The following is a 24,482-nucleotide window of genomic DNA, read 5'->3' on the forward strand; positions in this document are numbered from 1 at the left end:
GAGAACGAAGCAATGAAGGCAGCTTTCTTCACCACCAACGGCCCGGCCAAGACCGTGCTGCGGGTGCTCGACGTCGCCCGGCCGGAACCCGGCCCCGGCGAGGTGCGCGTCCGCGTCACGCTCTCCGCGATCAACCCCGGTGACATGTGGATGCGGGAGAACTCGGCACCGGAAGACTTCAGGACCGTCGGCGAGCGCCGCGGCCGCATCCCGCACCAGGACGGCACCGGCGTGGTCGACGCGGTCGGCGCGGGCGTCGACCCGAGCCGGATCGGCGAACGCGTGTGGCTCTGGATGGCTGGTTCCGGCACGCCATGGGGGACCGCCGCCGAGTGGACCGTGGTGCCGTCCGAGCAGGCGGTCCGGTCGCCGGACGGGACGTCCGACGAACTGGGCGCGAGCTTGGGCATTCCGGCGATGACCGCGCACTGGTGCCTGCACGCCGACGGCTCACCGGCGGACCGCACCGTGCTCGTCGCGGCTGGAGCGGGCGCCGTCGGGCACTACGCGATCGAACTCGGCAAGATCGCCGGCGCGCGGATCGCGACCACCGTCAGCGGACCGGAGAAGGCGGCGCTCGCCCGTGCCGCCGGCGCGGACCTCGTCGTGAACTACCGCGACGCCGACGCCGCGCGGCAGATCCTGGACGGAGCCGGACCCGTCGACCGGATCATCGAGGTCGCGCTGACCGACAACCTCGAGCTGGACCTCGCCGTCGCCGCCCCGGGCGCGACGATCGTGACCTACGCGGCGCAGCCGGTGGACCCGACCCTGCCGGTGTTCCGGCTGCTGTGGCCGAACCTCGTGTTGCGGTTCGCGTTGTTCCTCACCGAACCGCGGGAGGCGCTCCTGCGATCGGCCGCGGAGATCACCTCGGCGCTGGAACGGAAACTGCTCTCACCGCTGCCCGTGCACTCCTTCGGCCTCGACGACGTGGTGGCCGCGCACGAAGCGGTCGAGCGCGGGATCACCGGCAAGGTCGTGCTCGACCTGCGCTGACGGGGCGGCTCAGCGGCCGGGCCGCCACGGCACCGCGCGGCCGGTGAACGCCGCCAGCCGGTCGAGGGCCGGTGCGCCGTCGTCGATCGGGTGCGGGGCGGCGAACCGGTCGCCGCGGTGCTGCGCACCCAATTCACTCCGGACGAACACCAGCGCCCGCTCGGCGAGATCGTCCGGCACCGCCACCGGGACGCCGGTGGCCTGCGCCAGGTCCCAGGAGTGCGTGAGCAGGTCCGCGATCCGCCACCGCAGCCGTCCGGCGCCGGTCGTGGTGCCCAGCGGCGTCGTCCGGACGACGTCCAGCGCGCCCGGCCGGGCCGCGGCCGCCAGCAGGGCGGCGGACGAGCGCCGGAACGCGCTCGCGGGGTCCTCGCCGAGGTGGTCGGCCGCGCGGTCGGGCGGTGGGCCGTCCGAGAACATCGCGGCCAGCACGAGGTCCAGGCCGACGAGGTGGCCCGTCAGGTCGCGCACGGTCCACTCGGCGCACGGCGTGGGCGCGCGCCACTGCCCGGGCCCGATCCGGTCGAGCAGGACAGCGGTGGCGGCCGCCGCGCGGGTGAGGTCTTCGAGCAGGTCCGTCAAAGCGGCCGGAGCAGGTCGTCGGCGTCAACGATGTGGTAGGCGTACCCCTGCTCCGCGAGGAACCGCTGCCGGTGCGCCGCGTACTCCGTGTCGACCGTGTCTCGCGAGACGATCGAGTAGAAGTGCGCCTGCCTGCCGTCGCCCTTGGGACGCAGGAGGCGGCCGAGGCGCTGGGCTTCCTCCTGCCGCGAGCCGAAGGTGCCCGAGATCTGGATCGCCACCGACGCCTCGGGCAGGTCGATCGAGAAGTTCGCGACCTTCGACACCACGAGCGTCCGGATCTCGCCCCGGCGGAACTTGTCGAACAGCTCCTCGCGCTCCTTGTTGCGGGTCGCGCCCTGGATGACCGGCGCGTCGAGTTCGTCGCCGAGCATCTCCAGCTGGTCGAGGTAGGCGCCGATGACGAGCGTCGGCTCACCGGCGTGCTTCTGCACGATCGACTTGATGACCGGTGTCTTCGTCAGCGCCGTCGCGGCCAGCTTGTACCGCTCGTCGGCCTCGGCCGTCGCGTACTCGAGCCGTTCGGCGTCGGTCAGCGTCACGCGGACCTCGGTGCACTCCGCCGGCGCGATCCAGCCCTGCGCCTCGATGTCGCGCCACGGCACGTCGTAGCGCTTCGGCCCGATCAGCGAGAAGACGTCGCCCTCGCGGCCGTCCTCGCGCACCAGCGTCGCGGTCAAGCCGAGCCGCCGCCGGGACTGCAGGTCGGCGGTCATCCGGAAGACCGGGGCGGGCAGCAGGTGGACCTCGTCGTAGACGACCAGGCCCCAGTCGCGCGAGTCGAACAGCTCCAGGTGCTTGTACTCGCCCTTGGTCTTGCGGGTGATCACCTGGTAGGTCGCGATGGTGACCGGCCGGATCTCCTTCTTCTCGCCGGAGTACTCGCCGATCTCCTCCTCGGTCAGCGACGTCCGCGCGATCAGCTCGCGCTTCCACTGCCGCCCGGCGACCGTGTTGGTCACCAGGATCAGCGTCGTCGCCGCCGCCTTCGCCATGGCCGCCGCGCCGACCATCGTCTTGCCCGCGCCGCAGGGCAGCACGACGACGCCGGAGCCGCCCGCCCAGAACGCCTCCGCGGCCTGGCGCTGGTAGTCGCGCAGCTGCCAGTCCGTCTCGTCGAGGGCGATCGGGTGCGCTTCGCCGTCGACGTACCCGGCGAGGTCCTCGGCCGGCCAGCCGACCTTCAGCAGCGCCTGCTTGAGCCGCCCGCGCTCGGACGGGTGCACGATGACCGTGTCCTCGTCGATCCGGGCGCCGAGCATCGGGCTGATCTTCTTGTTCCGGATCACCTCGGTCAGCACCGCGCGGTCGGTGGTCGACATGACCAGCCCGTGCGCCGGGTGGTTGGCGATCTGCAGCCGCCCGAACCGGCCCATCACGTCGACGACGTCGATCAGCAGCGGCTGCGGCACCGGGAAGCGCGAGTACGTCGTCAGCGCGTCGACGACCTGCTCGGCGTCGTGGCCGGCGGCGCGCGCGTTCCACAAGGCCAGCGGCGTGATCCGGTAGGTGTGCACGTGTTCCGGCGCCCGTTCCAGCTCGGCGAACGGCGCGATGGAGATCCGCGCGTCGTCGGCCTGGGGGTGGTCGACCTCCAGGAGCACGGTCTTGTCGGACTGGACGATCAGCGGGCCATCAGTCACAACTACTGTTATACGTGCCTCGCTCGCGGCGGCGTCGATGGGACGAGGTGCCGAGGGGATCACTGGAGGGCACGTTGACCACACCACCGTCCGACGACAACCCGTTCCGGACGCCCGACTACGCGACGCAGTACTCGCCGATGCCACCCGTTCAGGGGCAGCTGGCCATCCCGCACTGGTTCACCGTGAAGGTGCGGATCACGCTCGCCGCCTGCGTCGTGCTGGCGCTGGCCCTCGGCTCGCTGGCCGCGCTGGGCCTCAATTCGCTCGACGGCAGCGGCACACCGTCGGACGGCGACTGCCTGTACCTGACGCGGGAGAGCGGCGACCGGACCGCCTACCACCGCGTCGGCTGCGGCTCGGACAGCGCGACCTACAAGGTCGAAAACGCCTACCGCGGCGCCATCTCCTGCGCGTCCGGCGACTACGTGCGGTTCCGGCTCGGCTCCGGCTCCGGCCAGACGCTCTGCCTGGCGCTGAACGTCCGGTCCGGCGACTGCGTGCGCGGCATCGAGGACGAGACGACCATCACCAAGGTGAGCTGCACCGACCCGGCGGCGCAGGACCGCGTCCAGGTCGTCTCCGGCTTCGGCGACGAAGACGCCTGCGGCGAGAACGCGGACAAGGTCCTCATGTACCAGGGCCCGCCGCGGCGCACGGTCTGCCTGGTGAAGACCGGCGAGAACATCTAGCCGAACCAGCGGCCCAGTTCGGCGGGGTCGACGGCGTACCCGTCCGGGCGGACCAGCAGGAGCCGGCCGCGGTACTCGTCGTCGCCGGTGCTCGCGCGCACCCGGCGCACCTGCCCGGTGAAGCCCGCCGGGACCGGGTGGTCGCCGAGGTCGAGCAGCAGGCCGCGGCCGTCGCGCAGCAACTCCGAAAGCCGCGCCGGGCCGGCCGCCGTCGTCAGGTCGAGGTCCGGGACCCGGTGCGCGCCCGGGTAGCCGAGGCCCAGGCCGGACAGCAGCCCGCTGAAGTACCGGTTGCCGTCCGGCGTCCGCATCAGGTCGACGACGATCTCGCGCAGCGCCTCGACGTTCTCGCTCCGGTCCGGCGCGGTGAACACCCGCTGGGCCGCCGTGTGCCGCAGCACGCGTGCGGCCGCCGGGTGGCGCTCGGCGTGGTAGGTGTCCAGCAGCCCGGCCGGCGCCGTGCCGCGGACGGTCGCGGCCAGCTTCCAGCCGAGGTTCATCGCGTCCTGCACCCCGAGGTTGAGCCCCTGCCCGCCGAGCGGCGGGTGGATGTGCGCGGCGTCGCCGGCGAAGAGCACGCGGCCGTGCCGGTACCGCTCCAGCTGCCGCGTCGCGTCGTTGAACCGCGAAGCGCCGTACACCTCGCCCAGGCGCGTTTCGCTGCCGTAGAGGGCCGTGAGCGCTTCGGTCACTTCGGTGTCCGACACCGGTGCGTCGCGGCCGGGCTGCTTCGTCGCCGAGCCGAAGACGAACCGGTGGCCGCCGTCGCCGAGCGGGGTGAGCATCGCCCAGTAGCCGTTCGCCTGCCGGGTGACCTCGCTGAAGTGCGCGGCGCGGGCCGGGACGAGCGCGGACGCCGCGGCGAGCCGGACGTGCGCGAGCGTGGCGACGTAGGTCTCGGTGCGGCCGGGGAACGGCACCCCGAGCAGCCGCCGGACGGTGCTGTGCGCGCCGTCGCAGGCCACCAGCCAGCGGGCCCGGCGCCCGTCGACCGTGACACCCTCGTCGTCGGCCTCGACGGTGGTCACGTCGTGGCCGCGTTCGACGACCGCGCCGTGCTTCACGGCGTGCTCGGCCAGCACCGCCTCGACGTCGTCCTGGGTGCGGTTGAGCACCCGGGGGTGACGGGTCCGCCAGACGCTGTGGTCCAGCGCCACCGGGAGGCCGGCGAAGTGCCCGCTGGGGCCGTCCACCTCGGGGCCGGCGGGGTCGAGGCCGCGGAGTTCGAACAGCTCGGCGGTCCGGGGCTGGAGCCCGACCGGCCGCGGGAGGCCGGGTCCGTCGCGGCGGTCCAGGACGGTCACCTCGACGCCGGCGATGGCGAGTTCGGCGGCGAGCAGCAGCCCGGTGGGGCCGGCTCCGGCGATCAGGACGTCGGTCACTGCGCACTCCTCAAGTAGGCTGAGTGCAAAAGTAGACCAAGTGCAAGTTTGGTGGAAGCTAATAACCGTTCCGCTCGGGCAGCAGCGCCTGGACGTCCAGGCGGTTCGCCAGCAACCCCGAGTTGTGCATCAGGTCGGCCACCCGCTGCAGCCGGATGCCGTTGAGGGACGCCGGGTACGAGCCCAGGGAGATGAGCGCGGCCGTCGTCGAGTCGATGTCGGAGAACTTCGGGAGCGCGTCGCGGACCACCGCCGGGTCGGTCGCGCTCTGCTGGGCCGCGCCCAGCGCCGTCCGGAACGCCGCCAGGGTGCGGGGATTGGCCTGCGCGAACGGCTTCGCCGAGGCATAGCCGGACAGCGGGAAGTCGAGGGTCGAGCCGCGGGCGCCGTCGGCCAGGATGTGCGCGCCCAGGTCCTTCTCGGCGCGGGTGATGTACGGCTCGACCATCAGCGCCGCGTCCGCGTCCCCGGCCTGGAGCGCCTGCGGCATCCCGTCGAACGCCACCTGCCGGAACTTGATCTTCGCCCCGTCGACGCCCGCCGTGACCAGCACCGACCGCGCGACGAGCGCGCCGATGTCGTCGAGCATGTTGACCGCGATCTCGGGCGACTTCTTCGCCGTCGGCACGGTGTAGTCGGAGCCGGGCAGGGTGACCAGCGCCATCGTGTTGGGCCCGGCCGTGTAGGCCTCGCCCTGCAGCTGCAACGCCGACCCGCCGGCCGCCGCGCGGAACATCGCGATGTCGGAGGCGAAGGTGACGTCGAGGTCGCCGGCGGCCACCTTGGCCAGCCCGTCGTCCGCGCCGAGTTCCACCAGCTGGACGTTCAGCCCGCCGGCGCCGAACTTCCCGCTCGCCACGGCGATCCGCAGCGGGGCCGTGTCGATGGCGTTGCCCACACCGACGCGCAGCGTGGTCCGTTCCAGCGGTGGCGGGGACGCCGGGGTGCCCGAAGAGAACACGCTGCACCCGGCGGTCGCCAGAAGCGCCACCACCAGCGGAATCGTCCGTCCGCGTCTGATCATGAACCTTCACCTACCGCGAGAATCTGGTTCTCGTGCTGGATCGTATGGTCCGCGCCCCATACGATCGCGGGCAGGGCCGGATCGCGCCAGCGCGGCTTTCGGATCTCCACGGTGCGGGCTACCGTTCAGTAGGTTCGAGTGTTGTCAGATCCGCGGGGTCCCACCCGCGGTGGAAAAGGAAACCAGGTGACCCGTCGCGACAAGCGTCCCCGCAAGGGCGGCGACGCGGCGGATCCGCGTCCGGCCGGCGGCCGCTGGCGGTTGCGGAACTGGCGACTCGGCACGAAGCTCTTCGCCGTCCTGCTGATCCCGGCGCTCGCCGTGATCGCGCTCGTCGGCCTGCGGATCAGCTCCGACCTGCGTGACGCGCGGCAGCTCGCCGAGTTCGCCACCCGCGGCCGCGTCGACAGCACCGTCGCCGAAGCCGTCCACGAACTGCAGCGCGAGCGCGACCTCACCGTCCGGTTCGTCGCACAGAACCGGCAGGGCGACACCGCCGACCTCACCGCCCAGCGCAACCGCGTCGACCAGGCCATCGGCACCTTCGAGCGGACGCTCGCCGACAGCAAGCCGCGGCTCGACGCGAAGGCCGCGGAGAGCCTGCAGCAGACCGACGACCGGCTGCGCGTGCTCGGCGGCCTCCGGTTCTCCGCGGAACACTCGGCGTTCCCCGCGGACGCCGTCCTGCGCTCCTACAGCGAGCTGATCTCCGGCCTGCTCGACATCAGCGACTCGGCCGCCGCCGACGTCTCCGACCCCGAACTCGCGCGGCTGCGGCTGGCGGGCAACGCGCTGGCCCGGATCAAGGACCAGATGTCGGTCAAGCGGGCGGTGCTGGGCGAGGCGCTCGCCGTGGGCACGCTCGACCGCGACCGCACGCGCGCCCTGCTCGGCGCGGAAGCCGAGCTGGCCGCCGCGCGCAACGACTACCGCACCTTCGCGACGCCCGACCAGCAGCGGATGTTCGACGACACGGTGATCGGCCTGGTCGTCGACATCGGCAACGACATGGTCGAGTCCGCGCTCACCCGCACCGAGAACAACCAGAACCTCTCGGGCCTCGACCCGAACCAGTGGGACACCTCGGCGACCCACACGGTGAACCTCACCCACCAGGTGCAGCAGGCGCTGCTGGTCCAGTTGCAGGAACGCACCGACGCGCTGGCGGCGCAGGCCCGCACGGCGGCGCTCTGGGACGGCGGCGTGGTGCTCGGCGTCCTCCTCGTCGCGGGCGTGCTGTCGGTGGTCATCGCGCGGTCCTTGTTGCGCCCCTTGCGGATCCTGCGCCGGACGGCGCTCGAGGTGGCCGAGCACCGGCTGCCCGCGGCCGTGCAGAACCTGCTCACCGATCCCGAGCCCGCCCCGGAGAACCTGCGGAAACGGCTCGCGGTCGCGCCCGTGCCGGTGTTCACCCGCGAAGAGGTGGGCCAGGTGGCGCGTGCGTTCGACGCGGTGCACGGCGAAGCCGTCCGGCTCGCCGGCGAGCAGGCGATGCTGCGCGAGAACGTCAACGCGATGTTCGTCAACCTGTCGCAGCGGAGCCAGGACCTCGTCGAGCGGCAGCTGTCGGTGCTCGACCGGATGGAGGCCGACGAGCAGGACCCTGACACCCTCGCCGGGCTGTTCGAGCTCGACCACCTCGCCACGCGGATGCGGCGCAACAGCGAGAACCTGCTGGTGCTCTCCGGCCACGACTCCGCGCGCGAGGACGCCGGCGCGGTCTCGGCGGACGAGATCGTCGGCGCCGCGCTTTCGGAGGTCGAGCACTACCAGCGGATCGAGCTCGGCCCGGCGCCGCAGCTCGCGGTGCGCGGCGAGGCCGTCAACGACCTCGTGCACGTCGTCTCGGAGCTGCTGGAGAACGCGACCCGCTACTCCGGCGACGAGCCGGTCACCGTGTCCAGCGCCGAAACCCACGACGGCGACTGGCAGATCGAGATCATCGACCACGGCGCCGGCATGCCGCAGGCGGAGATCGACCGCACCAACCTGCGGCTCGCGCACCCGCCGGACGTCGACGTCGAGGTGTCGCGCCGGATGGGGCTGTTCGTGGTGGCGACCCTGGCCACCCGGCACCACATCGACGTCAGCCTGAGCGCGGGCGCGGATTCCGGGCTGGTGGCGACCGTGCTGGTGCCGTCGGCGCTGATCGTCGAGCTGCCGCCGATGCCGGCGCCGCCCCCGCCCGCCGAGCCGGCCGCGCAGCCTGAGCCCGAACTGCTGGCACCGCTCGCCCCGCTCACGCCGCCGGAACCCGAGCCGGAGCCGGAACCGGAAGAGCTGTCCCCGCCGTCGATCGAGGCGGGCCCGCCGCGCCGCGCGCCGGTGGTGGCCCGCGAACAGGCACCGGAATGGCCGGTGGCGGACGACGACAACCACCTCGACCTCGACGCGCCGACCGAGCGGATGCCGGCCTACCGCGACGTCCTGTCCCGCTGGTTCGACGCGGCCGCGGCGCCCGAACAGCCGCGCCACCCGGTGGAACCGCGTCCGGTCGCCGAGGCGCCGCGTCCGGCCGAACCTGAGCCGCGGCACGCGCTCGCCGCGGCCCCGCCACCTCCGCCACCGCCGCCACTTTCACGTGAAAGTGGCGCTTTGCCGCGCAAAGCGGAGCTTTCACGTGAAAGCGCCGCGCCGAACCCGGACGACGAGGACACCGAACCGCAGCTGCGCCCGGTCTCGCCGCCGGCCGCGATCGAGCCCGAGTACGAGTGGCCGACCCCGGCCGAACTGGAACAGGAAGACGGCGCGGAGGACACGTGGCCGTTCCTCCAGACCGACGACGTGGCCGCCGGGCCGGGAGCGGTGCCGGAACAGCGGCCGATACTCTCACTTTCCCCGGAAGCGGTGCGCGAGCGGATGACGAGCCTTCAAGGCGGCTTCCGGCGAGGGCGGCACGCGAGGGGAGACGACACCCGGAACCAGTGAAACGGATTGAGGCATGAGCTCGAAGACGCCCCTGCTGGAAGTGATCGCGCTGGACGCGGCGGACGCCGAAGGCGCGCAGGCGGGCGGGGCCGACCGCCTCGAACTGGTCGCTGACATGGCGCAGGACGGCCTCACGCCGTCGCTCGAAACGCTCCGGGACGTGCAGTCGGCGACCGACCTCCCGGTCCGGGTCATGCTGCGGGACAACGGTTCCTTCGCCGTCGGCGACCTCGAAGGGCTGCGCGCGGACACCGCCCGGCTGATCGACGCGGGCGCGCGCGAGTTCGTCTTCGGCTTCCTCACCGTCGACAGCGAGATCGACGTGGACGCCTGCGAAGCGCTGATCAAGGAGATCGACGGCCTGCCGTGGACGTTCCACCGCGCCATCGACCGGACGCGCGACCCGCTGCGCGCGTACGACCAGCTGGCGGCGCTCGGCTGCGACACGGTCCTCGCCGCCGGCCACCCGAACGGCGTCGCGAGCGGGCTTTCGGTGCTGCAGCGGCTGGCGCAGCGGGAGAGCGGGCCGGAGTTGCTCGTGGGCGGCGGTTTGCGGGCGCAGCAGGTGCACCTGTTGCGCGCCGGCGGGGTGCGCGGGTTCCATGTCGGGAGCGCCGTGCGGCCGGGCGGGTGGCAGGCGCCGGTGGACGCGGAAACCGTGCGCCACTGGGTGGATCTCGTCAAATCCTGATCCACTGCGAAACCCGCACGCGGGCCACGGCTCCGTTCGGGAATCCGCAGCCGTTCATACCGGTATTCGATTTCCTTGAATCGGCGAAATGAAATTGCATTCGGCGTTTGCGAATGCCGGTTCTTCGCGGGTTGTGCAGCTGCACGTGCACTGGTGCGGTTGGGCTGCTTGGGGGCTGAAGCTGTGGCAGCCGCTGGCTATCGTGGTTCTGACGTGGCAAAACGGTCGCGGGTGCCCGATGGGCCGCGACCGGAGACGGGCGGTTCGCGGTCCGCCCGGATAGTGTCGGGAATTGTTCGGCCAGTACAGGAGGCGGCGCTGTGGGCGCGCGTATTCGGTTCGTGGTCAATTCGATGCGGGGCCATCGGGAAACCAGGATGGCGACCATCAGGTGGATTTCCGCCGCCCGCGAACGGCTGAATCCCCGCGGGTATCGCGCGAGTGCTTCCCTGACGGACCGGAAGGCCGAATCATGACCGGCGCGCTACCGCGTCAACGCGGACCCGAAACCTCCGAAGACGAGTTCGCCCGACTGGGGCTCGGCGGCTCGCTCGCCCTCACCGGCCTCCTGGCCGCTGTCAAGATCGCGGAAACCGCCACCGGCGTGGTGTTGACCGCCACCGGGGTGCTGCCCGGTGCCAACACCCCGAAGGAGAAGGCACCGGCCTGGCCCGGCGGGGAATGACCAGGGGGCTGCCCGAAGCGGCGGCTCTCTTCGGACGGAGGGCCGCCATGACCGGCAACGACGGGCAGGAAGACCTCCGCGGTACGCGTGTGGGGATCGCCGACGTGCGGCGGTTGGAAGACACGGTCGCGGAGCTGCGGGCGCTGGACTACCGCTACGGCGGCGGTGCCTGCAGAGCGGCCGTCGAAGCGCGGCTCCCGGCCGCCGTGGCGCTGCTGGACGGCGTGACCAAGACCGTGGTGCTGGTCCGGCTCCGCGCCGCCGTCGCCGACCTCTACAACCTCGCCGGCTGGACCAACTTCGACCAGGACCGCCCGGCCGCCGCGCTGGCCGCGTTCCGCCGGGCGCTGGAACTCGCCGGGCAGGCGGGCAACGACGACCTCCTGGCCAACATCCACTACCGCACCGGGCGGCTGCACCTGCACTACGGCGCCGTCGACGCGGCGCTGGCGGAGTTCGAGCGGGGCCGGGAGGCGGCGCGGCTGGCGCATTCGAAGCTCGCGCAGGCGATCCTGTCGGCCAACCAGGCCTGGGCCTACGCCAAGAAGGCCGACGTCAGCGGCGCGCTGACCTACCTGCGCCGCGCCCGCGAGGAGTTCGCGGAAGCCGCGGACCGCGAAGCCTCGCCGTGGGCGGAGTTCTTCGGGCCCACCGACCTGGCGGCGATGGTCGGCACGGTGCACGCGGAACTGGCGCAGGTGGTGGACATCCGGCACGGCCGGGACGGGATCCCCGCGCTCACCGAGGCGATCGCCGGGTACGGCCGCGGGATGACCCGCAGCCGGTCGCTGACGCTGATCTGGCTGGCCACGGTGCACGCGCTGGACGGCGACCTCGACGTCGCCTCGGCCGTCGGGGAGGAGGCGATCGAGCTGGCGGCCGCGTTGCGGTCGCCGCGGACCCGGCAGCGGCTGCAGTCGCTCACCACGGCCGCCCGGCGCTTTTCCGGCAATGCGGACGCCCAGGATATCGCCGACCGCGTCGACGTTCTCCGACAATCCGGACGCTGATCGAATGGTAAACGATTCGCAAAAGCCGAAAGGCAGCCAAAAGTAGGTTCCTGACGCAATAACGGTTTCTTATGCTTCTCGGCAACCTGCGGCGAGCATTCCGCGCAGGCCCGGTCCCCACCGCCGAGAGGAAATTCCCCCATGCGCTTGCGCAAGCTCGTCGCGGCCGCTGTGCCGTTGCCTGCGTTGCTCGGCCTCGCCGTGGCCGTCCCGGCCGCCGCGGCGCCGGAACCCCTGGTCACGCTGGCCGACAACGCCGCTCCGCTGATCAACAGCGTCCGCACCGGTGACGTCGCGGCCGACCGGCCGATCACCGCGGCGCTTTCGCTGAAACTGCACGACCAGCAGGCGCTGGAAAAGTTCCTCGCCGACGTGCAGAACCCCGCTTCACCGCAATACCACCGGTTTCTGACCCCGGCGCAGTTCAATGCCAGGTTCGGTCCGACGCAGGCCGACGTCGACAAGGCCGTCTCATTCCTCGGGAAAGCGGGTGCCACCGGGATCGAGGTTTCCGGCAACCGGCAGGCCGTCACGTTCACCGGATCGGCGGCGCAGCTCGAATCGGCGTTCCGCACCCGGATCGGGACCTACCACGACCGCGTCTCCGGCCGTGACTTCTTCGCCAACGACGCCGCGCCCGCCGTCCCCGCCGGCGTCTCGGACGTCGTGAGCGGGGTCGTAGGCCTCGACGACCACGCGGTGCGCACCCACTCGGCGAAGACCGCCGTCAAGCCCAACGTCGTCAAGGCCGTGACCCCGCCGGTGCTCAAGACCGCCTACGGCACCAGCGGTCTCTCGGCGACCGGCAGCGGCGTCAAGGTCGGCTTCGTCGAGTTCGACGGCTACCAGAAGGCCAACGTCACCAAGTACGACAGCACGTACGGCCTCTCGGCGGGCTCGGTGACCACGGTGCCGGTCAGCGGCGCGAACTACGACTCCTCGCCGGGCGACGGCCAGATCGAGGTCGAACTCGACATCGAGGTCGTGCACGCGCTGGCGGCGGCCGCGAACGACTACGTCTACGAGGCACCGAACTCCAGCGCGGGCGAGCTCGCGATGTACCAGAAGATCGCGTCGGACCACACGGTCGACGTGGTCTCGATCTCTTGGGGCGCCTGCGAATCCGCCGAGGGTTCGAGCGCGGCGAAGAGCGTCAGCAGCGCGATCGCGACCGGCACCGCGGAGGGCATCTCGTACTTCGCGGCCGCGGGCGACGACGGCACGACCGACTGCTACCGCCAGACCGGTTCGACGGCGAAGGCGGTCGACTTCCCGGCGTCGAGCCCGAACGTCACCGGCGTCGGCGGCACGCAGCTGACGGTCACGTCCTCGAACACCTACAGCAGCGAGACGGCCTGGAACGACGGCGCGTCGAACGGCTCGACCGGCGGTGGCATCTCGACGGTCTTCACGGCGCCGTCGTGGCAGTCCTCGCAGAGCACGACCTACCGCAAGGTGCCGGACGTCTCGGCGGACGCGGCGAGCGGTTCGGGCTACTACATCTACTCGGCGGGCTCGTGGGAAACGGTCTGGGGCACGTCGGGCGCGGCGCCGCTGTGGGCGGCCTTCGCCACGCTGCAGAACCAGGTCCACGGCGGTGGTCTGGGCAACCTGAACCCGAAGTTCTACTCGATCGGCAACGGGTCGTCGTACGCCACCGGCTTCCACGACGTGACGACGGGCAACAACTCCCTGCACGGCACCACCGGCTTCACCGCGGGGACGAAGTACGACCAGGTGACCGGCTGGGGCTCGTTCAAGGGCACCGGGCTGTCCGGCCTGATCGGCTGAGCACTACGGCGACCGGGACCGCGGCGCACCGCCGCGGTCCCGGCATTCGGGGGCTTTTCTTCGCAACGCTAAGCGTTAGCCTGGGGGCATGATCAAGCGCACGGTCCTGGACGCCACCAGGGAACTCCTCCGCGAACTGGGCCTCACGACGGTGTTCGGCAACCCCGGCACCACCGAGGTCCCCTTCCTCACCGACTGGCCCGACGACTTCGACTACATCCTCGGCCTGCAGGAATCCGCCGTCGTGGCGATGGCCGACGCCTATGCGCAGGCCACGCGCCAGGCCGTGCTGGTCAACCTGCACTCCGCGGGCGGCGTCGGGCACGGGCTCGGCAGCCTCTTCAACGCCTACCGCAACCGGACGCCGCTGATCATCGTCGCCGGCCAGCAGAACCGCGCGCTCCTGCCGCACGACCCCTTCCTCGGCGCGATGGAAGCCCCCGAGTTCCCGAAGCCGTACGTCAAGTGGTCGATCGAGCCCGCGTGCGCCGAAGACGTCCCGGCCGCGCTGGCGCGCGCCTACCACGTCGCCACGCAGGCGCCGTCCGGTCCGGTCTTCGTGTCCGTCCCCGCCGACGACTGGACCGCCACCACCGAGCGGCCCATCGTCTCCCGGCCGCGCATCCGGGGTTTCGCACCGGATCCCGAAGCCGTCGACGAGCTCGTCGCCGCGCTCGAAACCGCGCAGCGGCCGGCGATCGTCGTCGGGGGAGCCGTCGACCAGGACGGCGCGGTCGTGGAAGCCGTCGCGCTCGCCGAGCGCCTCAACGCCGGTGTGTGGGTCGCGCCGATGTCCTACCGCTGCTCGTTCCCGGAGGACCATCCGCTGTTCCAAGGGTTCCTGGACCCCGAACGCGGCGCGGTCGCCGACGCGCTCGAGAAGCACGACCTCGTCGTCGTGCTCGGGGCGCCCGCCTTCACCTACCACGTCGACCGCGGGCGCGGGGAAGCCGCGCTGCCGCCGCTGTTCATCGTCAGCGACGACGAGCAGGTCCTCGCGCGCGCCTTCGAAGGCACCGGCATCCGCGCGACACCGAAGCTCGGCATCCGCGCGCTGCTCAACGTGATCGAGCGCAGCACCCGGCCGGCGCCGAAGCCGCTGGAGCGGCCCGCGAAGCCGGGCGGGGAGAAGCTCACCGGCGAGCTCGTCTACTCGACGCTGGCGGAGGTGCTGCCGGACAACGCGATCGTCGTCGAGGAGACGCCGAGCCACCGCGGCATCCTGCACGACCACCTGCCGATCACGGCCCTGGACACGGGTTTCCTGACGATGGCCAGCGGCACGCTCGGCTACGGCGTCCCGGGCGCGGTCGGCGCGGCGCTCGCCCGCCCGGACCGCAAGGTCGTCGGCGTCGTCGGCGACGGCTCCAGCATGTACGGCATCCAGGCACTGTGGACGGCCGCGCGCCAGGAGCTCCCGGTGACGATCGTGATCATGGACAACACGGAGTACGCGGCGGTCCGCATCCTCGGCGAAACCATCGGCGGCGCGAAGCTCCCGGGCACCGAACTGGGCGGCATCGACTTCGCGGCGCTGGCGGCGAGCATGGGCTGCCACGGCGTGACGATCACCGAGCCGAACGGTCTGGCGCCGGGGTTGACGGCGGCACTGGCCGACCCGCGCCCGACCCTGGTGCACGTCAAGGTCGCGCCGTCCGATCGGACGCTGTACTGACTTGTCGACAACGGAGGAGCTGGAAGCGGCGGTGGCCCTGCTGCCCGGGTGCCGGGTCACCGAGTTCAGCCGGACGCTGAACATCGCCATCGTCGGCTTCCGGCGCGAGGACACCGAAAAACGGCTCCACGCGCAGTGCCCGTTCCGCGTGACGTACCGCGAACAGATCCTGTTCGGCTCGGTCGACATGTACTACCGGGACACCGGGGACGCGGAGACGGCGTTCGACGAGTACCGGACGAAGTACGACCGCTTCGCCCGGCAGCTGACCGGGATGGTCGAGGAGCACGCGTGCTTCGTCGAGTCCGCGACCCTCGGCCGCCTCGGGATGGTGACGCTGGAGCTCGACGGCCCGCTCGTGGTCGAGATCTTCCCGGCGTGCGCGGGCCCCACCGTCGAGCAGTGGCGGCTGTTCGACTGGCACACCGACTACCACGTGGTGTTCCCGGACTCCGCGGACCGCTAGCGCACCACCATCGCCGCCACGTCCACCGGAGTGGTCAGGACGCCCGTCTTAAGCAGCAGGTCCGGGACCCGCTGCAGCCGGCGGGCGTCCAAAGTGGACTGCAGGGTCAGCAGGCCGGTGCTCGCCGCCGTGGCCGCGTCGATCTTCGCGTACTTCACCATCAGCGGCTCGATCTTCTTCCGGTCCGCCGCCGCGTCCCGGGTCGCCGCCGCCATGGCGCGCTGGAACGCCGCCACGGCGCGCGGGGAAGCCGAGGTGAACGCGCCCAGTGCGCCGTAGCCCGCGGTCGGGAAGTCCACTGTGGAGCCCGTGCCGGTGTCGGCCACCAGCACCGCGCCCGCCGACCGCGACGCCTGCGTGATGAACGGCTCGGTCAGGAAGGCCGCGTCGATGTCGCCGTTCTTCAGCGCCGCCACGGTGTTCGGCAGGGGCAGCGGGACCCACTTGACGCCCGCGGTGTCGACGTGGTTGTCGGCCAGCACGGACTTCGTCAGCGTGTCGGCGATCGTGTTCGGGGCCGAGATGCCGATCCGCTTGCCCGCCAGGTCGGCCACCGAACGGATACCGGACGCGGGCAGCGCCACCACGCCCGTCGACCGCGGGCCGGCCGACGACGCGTCGGCCACCAGCCGGATGTCCGCCGTTCCCTTGCTGCGGGCCACGAAGAACGGCGTGTAGCTCGAATACGCGATGTCGGCTTCGCCGCTGACCAGCTTCGTCAGCGACGCCTGGCCGGTCGCGGCCTCGATCGTCGAAACGTCCAGGCCTTCGCGCTCGAAGTACCCGCTGTCCTTCGCCAGCCAGAACGGGGCCGTGTCGATGGTCGACATCATCGACACGCGCAGCTTTTCCCGCGCCGCGGAGGGCGGCGACGAGCCGTCCAGTGCCGAACAACCCGTCAGCAGCAACGCCAGCAGCCCGGCCAGTACCGCCCTCACCATGGTCCCCCCTGCAGTCGGTCAGCTCCCGGTCTTGGTCTCCGTCACGTCCGAGGTGCGCTCGGCCAGGTCCCACTCCGCGGCGTCCGACGCGGCCGTGGCGGCCTCCGCCGGGGTGCCGCCGTGCAGCAGCCGGGCCACTTCGCCGCGCAGCGTCACGAACTCCGCCGATTCGCGCGTGGTGATCTGGTCGCGCTCGACCGGCAGGCCGACCGGCAGGTCCGCCACGATCGACGCCGGCGACTTCGACAGCACCAGCACCCGGTCGGACAGGTAGACGCTCTCGTCGATGTCGTGCGTGACGACGAGGATCGTGCTGCCCTGCTCGCGCTGCACGCGCCGGGTCAGGTCCTCGAGCTCGAACCGCGTCTGCGCGTCGACCGACGCGAACGGCTCGTCCATCAGCAGCAGCGCCGGGCGGCTGGCCAGCGCGCGGGCGATCGACACCCGCTGCTGCATGCCGCCGGAGAGCTGCCACGGGTACTTCCCGCCGACCGCGGACAGGCCGACGTGCTCCAGCGCCTCGGCCGCCCGCTTCCGCCGTTCGGCCCGCGAGATCGGCCGCCAGCGCAACGGGAACTCGACGTTCTTCTGCACCGAAAGCCACGGGAACAGCGAACGGCTGTAGTCCTGGAACACGACGGCAAGGTCGTCCGGCACGCCGTCGACGCGGTCGCCGTGCAGGCTGACCGTGCCCTCGGTCGGCGGGGTCAGCCCGGCGATGCAGCGCAGCAGCGTCGACTTCCCGCAGCCCGACGGGCCGACGATGCTGGCCAGCTGCCCCGCTTCGACGGTGAACGACAGCTCGTTGACTGCGGCGTGCGCTCCTGTGCCGGTGCCGTACCGGTGACTGAGGCCGGAAACTTCGAGCATGGTGGACATGGGGAGAGGCCTTTCCAGCGTCAGTCGCGGCCGAGGCGGGTCGGCTGCCAGGCCAGCACCCGCCGTTCCGCGACCAGGAAGATCGTGTTGAAGACGTAGCCGAGGATGCCCAGCAGCACCAGCCAGGACCACATGATGGGGAATTCGAAGTCCTGCTGGGCGTTCAGCAGCGCCCGGCCGATCCCGTTGTACGCGCCGACCAGTTCGGACACGACCATCAGCAGCAGCGAGATCGACAGGCTGACCCGCAGGCCGGCGAAGATCTTCGGGGCCGCGGCCGGCAGGACGACCAGGCCGACCCAGTACCGGCGGGGCGTGCGGAACGACCGCGCCGTCTCCACCTTCACCTGGTCGACCGAGCGGACGCCGTCGACCGCGTTGAGCAGCACCGGCCACACCGCGCCGAAGATGATCGACCCGATCTGCATGCCCGAGCTCAGCCCGAAGAGCACCGCGAACACCGGGATCAGCGTGGGCGGCGGGATCGAGCGGAAGAACGCGAACAGCGGGCCGAAGTAGTCCATCGCCGTGTCGGACCGGCCGACCAGCACGCCGATCACGACGCCGACGACGGCGGCCAGTCCCCAGCCGCCGAGCATCCGGCCGAGGCTGGGGAAGACGTTGTCGAAGACGGCGTCGGTGAGGAAGAGGTGCGACGCGGGACCGGTGAACCACAGCTTCGCGGCGGTGGTCGCGATCTCCGTCGGCGGTGGGAAGAACTTGCTGCCGCCCGCGCGGGCGGCGAACTCCCAGCCGACGACGAGGATCGCGAAGAGCAGCCAGTTGCGGACGACGGCGGCGGCGCCGCGGGCGGCCCGGCGGCCCACCCGCCCGGAAAGAGTTGCCGCGGTCACGCGATCGCCTCCCGGTCGACGCTGCTCCAGCGGAACAGCCGCTTGCCCAGTTGTTCGAGCCCTTCGTTGATGAGGTAGCCGAGCACCCCGGCGACCACGGTACCGGCGAGCACCAGGTCGAAGCGGGTCGAACCGGTGCTGGCGACCAGGATGAAGGTGCCGAGACCGACCTGGGAGCCGGCCAGGAACTCCACGCTGACGACGGCGATCAGCGAGATGGTCGCCGACAGCCGGACCCCGGTGAAGACGAACGGCGCGGTCTGCGGCAGCGCGACCGAAGACAGGATCCGGAACCGGCTGGTCCCGCACGCCCGCGCGGTCTCCATCAGCACCGGGTCGATCTCGCCCATGCCGTAGATGGTGTTGAACATGATCGGCCACAGCGAGGCGTACACCGCGAGGGTGATCTTCGCGTCGGGGCCGGAGCCGATCACCAGCAGCACCAGCGGCACGAGCGCGGTGACCGGGATCGGGCGGAGGAACTCGACGATCGCGGCGGTGGCGGTGCGCAGCACGGGGACGCTGCCCAGCAGCAGCCCGGCCGGCACCCCGACGGCGATGGCGATGAGGATGGCGATCAGCCAGGCCAGCATCGTCGCGACGATGTCGCGGATGAATTCGGGGTCGCCCAGCAGGTCGCCGACGGTGACCAGGACGACGCTGGGCGGTGGGGTGAACGTCTTGCTGACCAGGCCGACCTGGACGACGACCTCCCAGAACAGGAGGAAGCCGACCAGGCCGACCAGGCCCCGGAGCAGTTTTTTCACGTCAGAACCTTATTTTGGTTAGGCCGGCGCGACGGACCGCCAGGTGCGATCCTGCGGTGACCTTCGCGCCGGCCGACGGCGGAATAAGGTTCTCAGTTGGTCGCCTGCGGGGCGATCATCGGCGCCGCGTCGACCTTGCTCGTGATGACGCCCATCTGCAGCAGCAGGTCGGGCACCCGCTGCAGGCGCCGGGCGTCCAGGGTGGAGCCGTAGCCGGGCAGGGTGAGCAGCTTGGCGGTGTCTTCGTCGATCTTCGCGTACTTGACCAGCAGCGGTTCGACCTTCGAGCGGTCGTTGATCGCGTCGCTCGTGGCCTTCTTCATCGCGCGCTGGAAGGCGGCGAGGGTCTTCGGGTTCCCCTGGACCCACTTCGTCGTCGCGCCGTAGCCGGTCAGCGGGAAGTCCTGGCTGGCGCCGGTGTTGATGTCGATGACCGGCGTCGCGCCGACGGTCTTCGCCGACTGCGAGAGCATCGGCTCCGGCATGTAGGCCGCGTCCACCTGGTTGTCCTTCAGCGCCGCCGCCATGTTCGGCAGTGCGACCAGGGTCCACTTGACCGTGCTGAAGTCGACGCCGTGGTCCTTCATGACCGACTTGGTGAGGATGTCGGACGCGGTGTTCATCGCCGTGATCGCGATTCGCTTGCCGGCCAGGTCGTTGACCGTCTTCACGTTCGAAGTCGGCACGGTGACGATGGCGTTGCTCTTCGCGTTCACCGACGTGCCGTCGGCGACGAGCTGGATGTCCGCGGCGCCCTTGCTCTTGGCGACGAAGAACGGCGTGTAGGTCGAGAGCGCGATGTCGGCTTCGCCGTTGAGCGCCTTCGTCATCGACTCCTGGCCGCTCTTGGCGACGATCTGTTCGACGTCGAGGCCCTCGGCCTTGAAGTAACCCCCGTCCAAGGCCAGCCAGAACGGCGCGAGGTCCGTCGTCGGCATGATCGAGACCTTGATCTTCGACTTCTCCAGGCCGCCCCCGTTCGACGAGGCGTTCGAGTCGTCCGAGCCGAGGGCGCTGCAGCCCGTGAGGGCTGTCGCCGCCGCGACGGTGAGGGCGAGCCCGAGCGCGGCGCGGCGAGTGCGAACCCGGCCACTGCTCATGGCGTTTCCAAGCAAGGCCTGCTCCTTGGGTGAAAAAAGTGACGGTTGATGGACCGAATCCCGGGGAAGTACGTAACTCATTCTCGGGAGTACGCGGGCCACTGTAGAGAACGTGACAGCTTGCTCACAACGGGTGGGATCAATACCCGAGAGGGTGGCGCACGTCACTCTTTCGGCCTCTGGTCTAGACCCACTGCTCCACTCGCCGTAAGCGTTCACCCAGCGTAGGGCCCAGATCCTGAATAAGAGATGTCCAGCTGTGTGCCGACTGAGCGAACGCTGTGCAACATCGAGCGCGTCCTGTCGGGAGGGTTACATCTTCCCCGGCCGTTCGCTACCCTCTGCACCTGCGGGGAGGTATCAACCTCCGATGTAGTGAGAGAGAGTGCCTGGATGGCCGATCAAGTCGATCCCCGGTTTACCAGGGCACGCTGTGCTTTTCCTGAGAGATTCGTCCCCGTAGAGGCCACTGCCTGGCCGGGCACAGCCGCCGCACCGGTGGGCTAGGCCGAACCAACAGACCGATGCGAGACCAGCGCAGGGACCCGACCGTGATGCTCGAGCTGAACCGATTCCGTCCAGACGGACGGGGTTCAGGAACACCCGCCGAAGACGATCTTTTCACCCGTACGGGTACCGTCTCCCGCTGGGCTCGTTCCGACCTGCCGCTGCGCTTGAGCGCCGGGAGCGTGCAGACGAGTGGCTGACGAGAACGCGATGCGCCCGGGCGGGCGCTGGACCGACCAAGGTTTCACGAGCACGAACGATGATGGTGGTGCGGCGGTGCCGAACGAAGACGCCGCGGGGGTAGGAGGGGCCCCCGCGCAGTCGCCCGGAGAGAGTCCGGGCCGGAAGGCCGGGTTCTTTTCCGGCATGCGCGACTGGCGGCTGCGCTCCAAGCTGGCCGCGGTCCTGATCATCCCGACCTTGACCGCGGCGGTGCTGGGGGCACTGCGCGTGGTCGACGACGCCAGGGAAGCGGCGGAGTTCCAGCGCACGGCCGACCAGGTGGCGTTCGCCGTCAAGGTCACGACGGTGGTCCACGAGCTGCAGAACGAGCGCTCGCTGGCCGTCGCCCGGATCTCGTCCGGCAACTCGCTGCTGCAGACCGGCCTCGACTCGCAGATCGCGAAGGTCGACCGCGAGGTCGCGGACCTGCGCTCGGCGGCGTCGACGCTCAACTACGACGACCAGGCGACCAAGGACCGCTACACCCGCGGTATCCAGCGCCTCGACGCCCTGCGCCCGCTGCGCGCCGCGTTCAACGCGCAGAACGGCCTGCCCGACATCACGGTGATGACGGCCTACTCGGGCATCCTCGACTCGCTCATCGAGCTCGGCCGCGAGGTGACCACCGCGGTCACCGACCGGGACGTGCTGCGGCTGGGCACGAGCACGCAGGCGATCAGCGAGGCCAAGGAGTTCACCACCCGCTCCGACGCCGAGCTGCAGATCGCCGCGTTCCGCGGGAGCTTCCCCGGTGACCTCCTGGACCAGACGCGCGCGTCGGCCTCCAGTGCGGACGCCTCGGTCCAGGCGTTCCTCGCGAACGCCGACGACGACCAGCGGCAGCTCTACAACGACACCTACTCGGGCCCGGAGGTCGACGACCGCCGCCGGATCCAGACCGCGGCGTTCGCCTTCGCCCAGCTGGACCAGGCGCCGAGCATCGACACCACGGCGCTCGGCAAGGACAGCACCGTTTCGGCGGACAAGCTGCACGCGGTCGAGTCGAACCTGCTGGCCCAGCTCAAGACCCGCGCGGACGACCTCGCCACGGCGGCGGTCAACTCGGCGTGGGTCGGCGGTGCCGTGGTGCTCGCCGCCCTGGCCGCCGCGATCGCGCTGATGCTCATCGTCGCCCGCCTGATGCTGCGCCCGCTGCGGGTGCTGCGCCGGAGCGCGCTGGACGTCGCCTACACCCGGCTGCCCGAAACCGTGCAGGCGATCCTCGACGACCCGGACCCGGTCGGCGCCTCCAAGAAGGCCGTCCAGCCGGTGCCGGTCACCTCCCGCGACGAGATCGGCGAGGTCGCGCGGTCGTTCGACATCGTCCACGAGCAGGCCGTCAAGATGGCCGCCGAGCAGGCCCTCCTGCGCGAGAACGTCAACGGCATCTTCGTGAACCTCTCCCGGCGGTCGCAGCGGCTGGTGGAACGCCAGCTCGGCGTCATCGACCGCCTCGAGGCCGACGAGCAGGACCCGGACCACTTGGCGAGCCTGTTCGAGCTCGACCACCTGGCCACCCGGCTGCGGCGCAACGGTGAGTCCCTGCTGGTGCTTTCGGGCGCCGGCCTGGCCAAGTCCGTGCCCAAGCCGGTGCCCGCCGCCGACGTCATCGGCGCCGCGGTGTCCGAGATCGAGCAGTACGCCCGGATCGAGGTCGGCATCGTGCCCGACGTCGCGGTCCAGGGCCTCGCGATCCACGACCTCGTGCACGTCCTCGCGGAGCTGCTCGACAACGCGACCTACTTCTCCGAGCCGGAGACGAAGGTCATCGTCCGGGCCGTGGTGACCCGCCGCAAGGCGCTCGCCATCCAGGTCACCGACCACGGTGTCGGCATGAGCGACGAGCGGCTGGCCGAGGTCAACGCGCGGCTCGCCGAGCCGCCGGACCTGGACGTGTCGGTGACCCGCCGGATGGGCCTGTACGTGGTCTCGCGCCTGGCCAAGCGCCACGGCATCGAGGTCCGGCTGCGCGAGAACGAGGACATCGAGGGTGGCGTGATCGCCCGCGTCGTCGTCCCGGCGGAGCTGCTCACCCACCTCCGCCCAGGCATGCAGCGGCAGACCCCGCTCCCGCCGGGCCGGTCCGAGACGTCCATGTCGATGCCGAGCATCCCGATCCCGGCCGCGCGCTCGGACTTCGACCAGACGCAGTCGTTCTCGCAGACCCCGCCGCCGCCTTCGGCGCCCCCGCCGCCACCCCCGGCCCCGCCGAAGCACGAGCCGGTGGCGAACCAGGGCGGGCTGGTCCCGCTGGACCAGCCGATCAGCCTGGACGACCTGGTCAGCGGCGGCCGCGCGGCGGGCCCGTTCCTGTCGCCCGAGCTGCCCAAGCCGGACGTGCCGGCCTGGCCGACCGCGGAGGACCTGGCGCCGCTGGCGCCCTCGTCGAACGGCGACGGGGCCAGCTCGCGGGCCGGCGACACCCAGTTCGCGCCGCTGGTGCTGCCCAAGCGCGAGCCGAAGTTCGTCCCGCCCGAGGAACCGCCCCCGGCGCCGCCGCCCGCGGCGGAGGTCGGCTCGTCGGCGCTCGAGGACGATGTACCCACCCGGCGGCTGCCCATCTACCAGTCGGTGCTGTCACGCTGGTTCAGTGAGGGCGACGACGCGGCTGCCGACCCGGTGCCGCCGCAGAGCGACCAGGGCCACCAGAGCCACCGGAGTGCGCAGGACGAGGTCGAGGACCCGAACCTGCCACCCCTCACCGGCCGCGACGAGCCCGTCCCGGAACCCGCGGACGAACTCCAGCCGACGGCGGCCACCCGGCACCCGCTCCTCCCGCCCGACGACGGCTGGCACAGCGCCTCCGACGACGGCTGGCAGGCGGCGCAGTCGCTGCTCGAGTCCAAGAACGAGGAGATCACCACGGCCGGGCTGCCCAAGCGCATCCCGAACGCCTACCTGGTGCCCGGTTCGATCGGCGGTCCGAGCTCGACGCCCGACGCACCGGCCCAGAACAACTTCGCGGATGCCACCGCGGGCATGCCCGGAACGGGTGCGATCACCCGCTCGGCGTCCGCGGCGCGGAACCGGATGGCAAGCTTCCAACGTGGGTACACCTCGGGGCGCCATGCGCTGAAGGAGCGACCGGGCGACGAGGTTCCGGTGAGTGGCAACACCACAGACAGCAGTGAGGAGTGAAAGTGACACGGGCGGGTGCAATGCAGCCGGGTGGCTCCGCGCAGCCGAACGGCCAGGCGCATGCCAAGGCGAACAATGCCGGCAGCTTCGCTTGGCTGATCACGGATTTCGTGCACCGGGTGCCCGGCGCGGCCCACGCGGTCGTGGTGTCGGCCGACGGCCTGCTCCTCGCGGCCTCGCGAGGGCTGCCGAAGGACCGGGCGGACCAGCTGGCCGCGGTGGCGTCGGGGCTGACCAGCCTCGCGCGCGGCGCGGCCAAGGTGTTCGAGGGCGGCACGGTGGCGCAGACGGTGGTCGAGATGGCCAACGGCTTCCTTTTCCTCATGTCGGTTTCCGACGGTTCGTGTCTGGCGGTGCTCGGCTCGCCGGAGAGTGACATCGGCTTGGTCGTCTACGAGATGACCCTGCTGGTGGAGCGGGTCGGCCAGCAGCTGACTCCGGAGATGCGCGCGCAACTGCAGGGCGCGGCCGTCCGCCGCTGAGGACCTGGGAACCGAGGAGAGAGC

At 71.2% G+C, this 24,482-nt stretch carries 20 protein-coding genes; 11 read left to right on the forward strand and 9 right to left on the reverse strand.

All coding sequences use genetic code 11. The annotated features are described in order from the left end of the window. The first annotated feature begins 12 nt into the window (after window positions 1–12). On the forward strand, window positions 13–999 hold the full coding sequence (locus H4696_RS38065) for an NADPH:quinone reductase (RefSeq protein WP_086863602.1): 987 nt from the start codon (window positions 13–15) through the stop codon (window positions 997–999). A 9-nt stretch (window positions 1,000–1,008) separates the two neighbouring features. Here H4696_RS38065 and H4696_RS38070 read toward each other — a convergent pair whose 3' ends face one another. After that, window positions 1,009–1,581 carry a TIGR03086 family metal-binding protein gene (locus tag H4696_RS38070; protein WP_086863603.1) on the reverse strand — a complete coding sequence of 191 codons (573 nt, stop codon included), beginning with the start codon at window positions 1,579–1,581 and terminating at the stop codon, window positions 1,009–1,011. Further along, window positions 1,578–3,224 carry a DNA repair helicase XPB gene (locus H4696_RS38075; protein WP_086863604.1) on the reverse strand — a complete coding sequence of 549 codons (1,647 nt, stop codon included), beginning with the start codon at window positions 3,222–3,224 and terminating at the stop codon, window positions 1,578–1,580. Before H4696_RS38075 ends, H4696_RS38070 begins: the two co-directional genes overlap by 4 nt. A gap of 74 nt (window positions 3,225–3,298) precedes the next feature. Between H4696_RS38075 and H4696_RS38080 the strand changes: the two genes are divergently transcribed. Then, window positions 3,299–3,916, forward strand: coding sequence for an LppU/SCO3897 family protein (locus tag H4696_RS38080; protein WP_086863605.1), 618 nt, complete (start codon window positions 3,299–3,301; stop codon window positions 3,914–3,916). Here the strand turns inward: H4696_RS38080 and H4696_RS38085 are convergent. Together H4696_RS38085 and H4696_RS38090 are read right to left on the reverse strand one after the other, a co-directional pair. Beyond that, window positions 3,913–5,298: an FAD-dependent monooxygenase gene (locus H4696_RS38085; protein ID WP_086863606.1), complete on the reverse strand. Its 1,386-nt coding sequence runs from the start codon at window positions 5,296–5,298 to the stop codon at window positions 3,913–3,915. The two genes, H4696_RS38080 and H4696_RS38085, sit on opposite strands and share 4 nt — an antisense overlap. Window positions 5,299–5,356: 58 nt before the next feature. Further along, on the reverse strand, window positions 5,357–6,322 hold the full coding sequence (locus tag H4696_RS38090) for an ABC transporter substrate-binding protein (protein ID WP_086863607.1): 966 nt from the start codon (window positions 6,320–6,322) through the stop codon (window positions 5,357–5,359). Window positions 6,323–6,508: 186 nt separating this feature from the next. Between H4696_RS38090 and H4696_RS38095 the strand changes: the two genes are divergently transcribed. From H4696_RS38095 to H4696_RS38125, 7 genes are all read left to right on the forward strand, one after another. Continuing rightward, window positions 6,509–9,250: a sensor histidine kinase gene (locus H4696_RS38095; protein ID WP_192782762.1), complete on the forward strand. Its 2,742-nt coding sequence runs from the start codon at window positions 6,509–6,511 to the stop codon at window positions 9,248–9,250. A 13-nt stretch (window positions 9,251–9,263) separates the two neighbouring features. Further along, window positions 9,264–9,941 carry a copper homeostasis protein CutC gene (locus tag H4696_RS38100; protein WP_086863609.1) on the forward strand — a complete coding sequence of 226 codons (678 nt, stop codon included), beginning with the start codon at window positions 9,264–9,266 and terminating at the stop codon, window positions 9,939–9,941. A gap of 472 nt (window positions 9,942–10,413) precedes the next feature. Beyond that, complete coding sequence (locus H4696_RS38105) at window positions 10,414–10,626, forward strand: hypothetical protein (protein ID WP_086863610.1); 213 nt, start codon at window positions 10,414–10,416, stop codon at window positions 10,624–10,626. A 47-nt stretch (window positions 10,627–10,673) separates the two neighbouring features. Beyond that, the gene (locus tag H4696_RS38110) at window positions 10,674–11,636 is read left to right on the forward strand and encodes an NsdA family TPR-like regulatory protein (protein ID WP_086863611.1); all 963 of its coding nucleotides are present in this window, start codon (window positions 10,674–10,676) and stop codon (window positions 11,634–11,636) included. Window positions 11,637–11,777: 141 nt separating this feature from the next. Further along, on the forward strand, window positions 11,778–13,427 hold the full coding sequence (locus tag H4696_RS38115; protein WP_086863612.1) for a S53 family peptidase: 1,650 nt from the start codon (window positions 11,778–11,780) through the stop codon (window positions 13,425–13,427). Window positions 13,428–13,515: 88 nt separating this feature from the next. Continuing rightward, a complete protein-coding gene (mdlC, locus tag H4696_RS38120; protein ID WP_086863613.1) occupies window positions 13,516–15,102 on the forward strand; it encodes a benzoylformate decarboxylase in 1,587 nt (528 codons plus the stop codon). A gap of 1 nt (window position 15,103) precedes the next feature. Continuing rightward, the gene (locus H4696_RS38125; protein ID WP_143265309.1) at window positions 15,104–15,568 is read left to right on the forward strand and encodes a hypothetical protein; all 465 of its coding nucleotides are present in this window, start codon (window positions 15,104–15,106) and stop codon (window positions 15,566–15,568) included. Here H4696_RS38125 and H4696_RS38130 read toward each other — a convergent pair. From H4696_RS38130 to H4696_RS38150, 5 genes are all read right to left on the reverse strand, one after another. Beyond that, a complete protein-coding gene (locus H4696_RS38130) occupies window positions 15,565–16,509 on the reverse strand; it encodes an ABC transporter substrate-binding protein (RefSeq protein WP_192782763.1) in 945 nt (314 codons plus the stop codon). The genes H4696_RS38125 and H4696_RS38130 overlap by 4 nt on opposite strands. Window positions 16,510–16,527: 18 nt before the next feature. Then, complete coding sequence (locus H4696_RS38135) at window positions 16,528–17,388, reverse strand: ABC transporter ATP-binding protein (RefSeq protein ID WP_086863926.1); 861 nt, start codon at window positions 17,386–17,388, stop codon at window positions 16,528–16,530. Between the two features lie 20 nt (window positions 17,389–17,408). Continuing rightward, entirely contained in the window at window positions 17,409–18,242 is an 834-nt protein-coding gene (locus tag H4696_RS38140; RefSeq protein ID WP_086863925.1) for an ABC transporter permease, read from the reverse strand. Then, window positions 18,239–19,009: an ABC transporter permease gene (locus tag H4696_RS38145; protein ID WP_086863924.1), complete on the reverse strand. Its 771-nt coding sequence runs from the start codon at window positions 19,007–19,009 to the stop codon at window positions 18,239–18,241. Before H4696_RS38145 ends, H4696_RS38140 begins: the two co-directional genes overlap by 4 nt. A 92-nt stretch (window positions 19,010–19,101) precedes the next feature. Further along, window positions 19,102–20,109 (reverse strand): ABC transporter substrate-binding protein, encoded by a 1,008-nt coding sequence (locus tag H4696_RS38150; RefSeq protein WP_169735139.1) that lies wholly within the window; start codon window positions 20,107–20,109, stop codon window positions 19,102–19,104. Between the two features lie 717 nt (window positions 20,110–20,826). Here H4696_RS38150 and H4696_RS38155 point away from each other — a divergent pair. Both H4696_RS38155 and H4696_RS38160 read left to right on the forward strand, forming a co-directional pair. Next, window positions 20,827–23,976 carry a sensor histidine kinase gene (locus H4696_RS38155; RefSeq protein ID WP_192783114.1) on the forward strand — a complete coding sequence of 1,050 codons (3,150 nt, stop codon included), beginning with the start codon at window positions 20,827–20,829 and terminating at the stop codon, window positions 23,974–23,976. Between the two features lie 20 nt (window positions 23,977–23,996). Continuing rightward, window positions 23,997–24,458: a roadblock/LC7 domain-containing protein gene (locus tag H4696_RS38160; protein WP_003085376.1), complete on the forward strand. Its 462-nt coding sequence runs from the start codon at window positions 23,997–23,999 to the stop codon at window positions 24,456–24,458. Window positions 24,459–24,482 lie beyond the last annotated feature (24 nt).

Origin of the sequence: Amycolatopsis lexingtonensis (genome assembly GCF_014873755.1) — a bacterium.
Taxonomy (GTDB): Bacteria; Actinomycetota; Actinomycetes; order Mycobacteriales; family Pseudonocardiaceae; genus Amycolatopsis; species Amycolatopsis lexingtonensis.

Coding starts and splice junctions, on each gene's coding strand:
- H4696_RS38065 (WP_086863602.1), top strand. CDS start 13: ATGAAGGCAGCTTTCTTCACCACCAACGGCCCGGCCAAGACCGTGCTG.
- H4696_RS38090 (WP_086863607.1), bottom strand. CDS start 6,322: ATGATCAGACGCGGACGGACGATTCCGCTGGTGGTGGCGCTTCTGGCG.
- H4696_RS38100 (WP_086863609.1), top strand. CDS start 9,264: ATGAGCTCGAAGACGCCCCTGCTGGAAGTGATCGCGCTGGACGCGGCG.
- H4696_RS38105 (WP_086863610.1), top strand. CDS start 10,414: ATGACCGGCGCGCTACCGCGTCAACGCGGACCCGAAACCTCCGAAGAC.
- H4696_RS38110 (WP_086863611.1), top strand. CDS start 10,674: ATGACCGGCAACGACGGGCAGGAAGACCTCCGCGGTACGCGTGTGGGG.
- H4696_RS38115 (WP_086863612.1), top strand. CDS start 11,778: ATGCGCTTGCGCAAGCTCGTCGCGGCCGCTGTGCCGTTGCCTGCGTTG.
- mdlC (WP_086863613.1), top strand. CDS start 13,516: ATGATCAAGCGCACGGTCCTGGACGCCACCAGGGAACTCCTCCGCGAA.
- H4696_RS38130 (WP_192782763.1), bottom strand. CDS start 16,509: ATGGTGAGGGCGGTACTGGCCGGGCTGCTGGCGTTGCTGCTGACGGGT.
- H4696_RS38135 (WP_086863926.1), bottom strand. CDS start 17,388: ATGTCCACCATGCTCGAAGTTTCCGGCCTCAGTCACCGGTACGGCACC.
- H4696_RS38150 (WP_169735139.1), bottom strand. CDS start 20,109: ATGAGCAGTGGCCGGGTTCGCACTCGCCGCGCCGCGCTCGGGCTCGCC.
- H4696_RS38155 (WP_192783114.1), top strand. CDS start 20,827: ATGCGCCCGGGCGGGCGCTGGACCGACCAAGGTTTCACGAGCACGAAC.
- H4696_RS38160 (WP_003085376.1), top strand. CDS start 23,997: ATGCAGCCGGGTGGCTCCGCGCAGCCGAACGGCCAGGCGCATGCCAAG.